This window comes from uncultured Campylobacter sp., from assembly GCF_938045595.1.
Classification (GTDB): domain Bacteria; phylum Campylobacterota; class Campylobacteria; order Campylobacterales; family Campylobacteraceae; genus Campylobacter_B.
In genome coordinates, this window is sequence record NZ_CALIBB010000010.1 from 1 (window position 1) to 3,898 (window position 3,898).

Sequence of the window (3,898 nt, forward strand, 5' to 3'; positions counted from 1 at the left end):
CGATAGGTGAAATTTGCGCTCGCCGAGGGTGCAGATTTGAACTAAAAAATCTCATCAAGGATCGCCCCGTAAAGCTAAGCGAGGAGATGATCGCTCTGCTTGAGAGCTGTGCCGGCGAGCTTAAAATTCCAAGCCTGAGGCTTCCTAGCGGCGCGGGACACGACGCGATGAATATGACGGAGCTTGCGGATCGCGTGGGGATGCTTTTCGTGCCGTGCAAGGACGGCATCAGCCACAACGTAAATGAAAGTATAAACTGGCACGACGCGTTTGCCGCTACGAAGGTTTTAGCCGCGGCGATGTTAAGCTTAGCCAAGGAATAAAGGAGAGAAGATGGATACTATCGCACAAAAAGTAGAGGCGCTCAAGGGCGAGATGATCGGGGATCGCAGGTTTTTTCACTCGCATCCCGAGACGGGCTGGTTTACCTTTTTTACGACCGCGGTTATCGCAGATCGTATGCAGCGCTTGGGCTATGAGATAAAGCTCGGTCGCGAGGTGGTAAAGGCAGAAGCCAGGCAGGGCGTAGGCAGCAAGGATGCCTGCGAGAAGGCGAAGCAGCGCGCCAAAGAGCTGCTAAACGCAGATCAGATAAAATTTCTTGATGCGATGGAGGATGGGCTAACAGGTCTTGTGGCCGAAATAGACACGGGGCGCGCGGGCAAGACGGTCGCTTTTAGATTTGACATAGACGGCGTGGACGTGACCGAGAGCACGGACGCGGATCACCGCCCTTTTAAGGAGGGCTTTCGCTCCGACATTAGCGGCATCACGCACGCGTGCGGGCACGACGGGCATATCACGATGGGGCTTGCTTTAGCAAAGCTGATCGCGCAGAGCCTAGACGATTTTAGCGGTAAATTTAGATTTATCTTCCAAACCGCCGAGGAGGGTACCAGGGGCGCCGTAGGTATGGAGGCTGCAGGCGTCACCAAGGGCGTGGATTATCTGCTGGGCGGTCATATCGGCTTTCAGGCGACCACTATGAGAGGCATCATCTGCGGTACCAAAAAGCTGCTTGCGACCACTAAATTTGACGTAAATTTAAAGGGTAAGTCCGCTCACGCCGCGGGCGCGCCGCAAAACGGAGCCAATGCTCTGCTCGCCGCAGCCGAGATGGCGCTTGATATGCACGGCATCACTAGGCACGCAGACGGCGTCACGCGTATCAACGTCGGCGTGCTGCGCGCGGGCGAAGGACGCAACGTCATCGCGCCTAACGGCTATCTCGCGTGCGAGACGCGCGGCGAAAGCACGGAGCTGAATGAGTTTATGAAGGCCAAATGCATGGACATAGTGGAGGGCGTTTCTAAAATTTACGGCGTTAGCTACGACGTGCAGGTTACGGGCGGTACCGCAGGCGGCGATAGCGACGAGGCCACCACGCAGCTTTACGAGGATGCGGCGAAGGCGTCGCCGTTTATCGACGATGATAAAATCGTAAGGGAGCTAAATTTTGGTGCATGCGAGGACTTCGCGCATTTTATGCGCTCGGTACAAGATGCGGGAGGCAAAAGCGGATATCTGATGATCGGCACGACGCTTGCGGCGGGACATCACAACGCCAAATTCGACTTCGACGAGGACTCGCTGCTTGCGGGAGTGGATGTGTATCTGCGCTGCGCGTATAAGCTAAACGGCAAAGCTTAAGGAGAGCGGCATGAAAAGAGCACTACTTCTAAGCGCTTCCAGTTACAAAGACAGCGGTTATCTGAACCACTGCAAGGGGTGGATCAAGGAATTTTTAGGCAGGTTATGGGAGGATGAAATTTTATTCATTCCGTTTGCAGGCGTTAGGCGCACGAACGATCAATACGAGCAGAAGGTCGCGGACTGCCTAGAGAGCAACAATATCAGATCGATCCACCGATTCGCCGATATGAAAGCCGCCGTTAAAAATGCCAAATCGATCTGCATCGGCGGCGGCAATACCTTCGTGCTGCTAAATGAGCTTTATAAATTTGATCTTTTGGGTGCGATCAAAGACGCCGTGGATAGCGGTACGCCGTATTTCGGTTGGTCTGCGGGCGCAAACGTCGCGGGCAAGACGATGATGACTACCAACGACATGCCGATCGTCTTCCCGCCCTCGCCGGTAGCTCTGGGGATCTTTCCGTATCAGATCAATCCGCACTTCATAAGCGGTAAAATTTCAAACCACAACGGCGAGAGCAGGGAGGAGCGGCTGGAGGAGTTTTTGATCGTCAATCAAAACGACAGCGTCTATGCTATGCCCGAGGGTAGCGCGTTTTTGATAAACGGAAACGAGTGCGAGGTGATGGGGCATGCGGACGTGCTGAAATTCGGGTATAAAAAAGAGATCTCGCGCATCGCCGTGGGAAGTAAATTTAAAATTTAAAAGGAGTTATCGTGCAGACACTTAGGCTATTTTTGGCGCTTGCGGGTATCGTCGCAGTCGTCGCTTTACTGATTATGAAGAAGGATACTAAAACCGTGCTTATCGGCGTGGGTTTGGTGCTATGCGTTCTTTGTCTAAAGCCGCTGGACGGGCTGGGTGCCTTTACCTCGTATATGACCAAGGCGGGGCTTATTAAGGCGATCTGCGCCAGCATGGGTTTTGCCTTCGTGATGAAATTTACCGGTTGCGACAGAGCCTTGATCCGCTTGCTTACCAGGCCGCTTGGGAATTTGGGCTTTTTGCTGATCCCCATCGTCGTGGCGCTTACGTACTTCATAAATATCGCGATCCCCTCCGCTGCGGGCTGCTCCGCTGCGGTCGGCGCTACGATGATACCGCTTTTAATGGCTACGGGCATTAAGCCTGAGATGGCGGGTGCGGCGGTTTTTGCGGGCACTTTCGGCGGCGTTTTGAGCCCGGGCTCGGCGCACAACGTATTTGTAGCCGATATGGTAAAGGCGCACAACCCCTCCTATACGGTTCAAGACGTCATCGCCGTGCAGTTTTCTAGCGCGATTACCGCTTTGATCGTAGTTTTGATCGTAATTAGCATAACGGCGATAGTTTGCAAAGACTACACCAAGGGGGTGAATTATCTAGCGCAAAGAGAAAATTCAGCAGGTGCAGACGGCGCGAGCTCTACTGCGGCAAGCCCCGCTGCATCCGCCGCCGGTTCAAATTTAGACGCGCAACCTCAGAAGCTAAACGTCTTGCACGCGCTTATGCCGCTAGTGCCTTTGGTGATCTTAATCATCGGCGGTACGTCCAAGCTCAACACGATCTCCTTTCTTAAATGGACCAAGATGGGCGTCGCCGAGGCGATGCTACTGGGCGCTATCGTCACCATCGTCATTACTATGACCAACCCTCAAAAGATCACGAAGGAATTTTTCAAGGGCATGGGTAGCGCGTATGCCGATATCATGGGTATCATCATCGCAGCGGGCGTCTTCGTCGCGGGTCTTAGCGCGTGCGGAGCGATCGATTTCGTAATCGAGTGGCTGAAGGGCGAGCAGGGCTACGTAAAATTCGGCGGCACCTTCGTTCCGTTTTTTATGGGCGTCGTAACGGGCTCGGGAGATGCGGCGGCGATGGCGTTTAACACCGCCGTGACCGTGCACGCCGACGCGTTAGGTTTTGAACAAGATAAGCTCGGTATGGCGGTTGCGATAAGCGGCGCGCTAGGCAGGAGCGCATCGCCGATCGCGGGCGCTTGCATCGTTTGCGCGGGACTTGCGATGGTAAATCCTATTCAGATCGCCAAAAGAACGGCTCTAGGGATGTTTATATCCGTCTGCGTCATCGCATTTGTTATTTTGTAAAAAGGCTTATTTGTGGATATCGTGCAGAGGTTTTTAAACTACACCAAAATTAACACTACCACGAATAGGGTCGCGGGTGCTGCGGGCATAATGCCCTCAAACCCCAAGGAGCTTGAGCTCGCAGGCCTCATAAAAAGCGAGCTCGAAGCTCTGGGCA

At 53.8% G+C, this 3,898-nt stretch carries 4 protein-coding genes and 1 pseudogene; all 5 read left to right on the top strand.

What is annotated here, in order from left to right; genetic code table 11:
• Positions 1–323, top strand: a 323-nt coding sequence (locus Q0340_RS00280; RefSeq protein ID WP_298081682.1) for a M20/M25/M40 family metallo-hydrolase, incomplete at its 5' end; no start/stop codon positions are given.
• Between the two features lie 10 nt (positions 324–333).
• Positions 334–1,650 carry an amidohydrolase gene (locus tag Q0340_RS00285; RefSeq protein WP_298081683.1) on the top strand — a complete coding sequence of 439 codons (1,317 nt, stop codon included), beginning with the start codon at positions 334–336 and terminating at the stop codon, positions 1,648–1,650.
• Between the two features lie 10 nt (positions 1,651–1,660).
• Positions 1,661–2,359 (top strand): dipeptidase PepE, encoded by a 699-nt coding sequence (gene pepE / locus Q0340_RS00290; protein ID WP_298081684.1) that lies wholly within the window; start codon positions 1,661–1,663, stop codon positions 2,357–2,359.
• A gap of 11 nt (positions 2,360–2,370) precedes the next feature.
• Complete coding sequence (gene dcuC / locus Q0340_RS00295) at positions 2,371–3,741, top strand: C4-dicarboxylate transporter DcuC (protein WP_298081685.1); 1,371 nt, start codon at positions 2,371–2,373, stop codon at positions 3,739–3,741.
• A 12-nt stretch (positions 3,742–3,753) separates the two neighbouring features.
• Positions 3,754–3,898 (top strand): annotated as a pseudogene (locus Q0340_RS12320) (peptidase T); the annotation flags it as partial.